Origin of the sequence: Brachyspira sp. SAP_772 (genome assembly GCF_009755885.1) — a bacterium.
Taxonomy (GTDB): Bacteria; Spirochaetota; Brachyspiria; order Brachyspirales; family Brachyspiraceae; genus Brachyspira.
The window spans coordinates 1-699 of record NZ_VYIX01000177.1 but is presented as its reverse complement, the minus strand read 5'-3'; the positions used below and the strand labels follow the sequence as shown (position 1 = coordinate 699).

Genomic DNA, 699 nt, shown 5'->3' with positions numbered 1-699 from the left:
AAATCCAATATCATCAAGTTCAGCCACAGAAGAAAGTCTATAAAGATCAACATGGCGAAGTATAGTTTCTTTGTTATTTAATATAATATTATACTCATTTATTAAAGTAAAAGATGGGCTGCTTACTATGTCATCACTTTGAAGCAGTCTTGAAAGAAGTCTTACAAAAGTAGTTTTTCCAAAGCCYAAATCCCCATTCATTATAATTAAATCACCGTCTTTTAGCAATTCATATATATATTGAGCTACTTCTTCTATATTATCTATRGTAATATTATTATATTCTTTTAATATTTCTTTCATAATTTTTTTTATTTGTTTGTATTTTTTAAAGAATATATATTATAGATTGTTATTTGTCAAATATAAATTAATTGATTATTATGTAAATATTATTTTTTAGTTGAAAGATTTTTTATTGATTTTATAATATTTAAGAGGTGTATTGATGGATAGAGATRSTATTAAAAATAAATATGATTCTATAATAGAAAATATAAATTCACTKAAAGATAAATATAATATAAATTATAATATAGATRTTGTAGCCGTTAGTAAATATTCTTCAATAGAAACTATAAAAGAGTTTTTGTCTTTGAATATCAATTTRCCATTAGGAGAATCTAAGGCACAGAGTTTRAGGGATAGGGCAGAGGAGCTTAACAAAAATTATAATAATATAATTTGGCACTTTATAGG

1 protein-coding gene and 1 pseudogene are annotated in these 699 nt (G+C 22.7%); one reads left to right on the top strand and one right to left on the bottom strand.

Annotated elements, in window-relative coordinates; all coding sequences use genetic code 11:
* Nucleotides 1–303, bottom strand: a 303-nt coding sequence (gene tsaE / locus GQX97_RS13370) for a tRNA (adenosine(37)-N6)-threonylcarbamoyltransferase complex ATPase subunit type 1 TsaE (RefSeq protein ID WP_157152301.1), incomplete at its 3' end; no start/stop codon positions are given.
* A 145-nt stretch (nucleotides 304–448) separates the two neighbouring features.
* Between tsaE and GQX97_RS13365 the strand changes: the two are divergent.
* Nucleotides 449–699, top strand: a pseudogene (locus GQX97_RS13365) (YggS family pyridoxal phosphate-dependent enzyme); the annotation flags it as partial.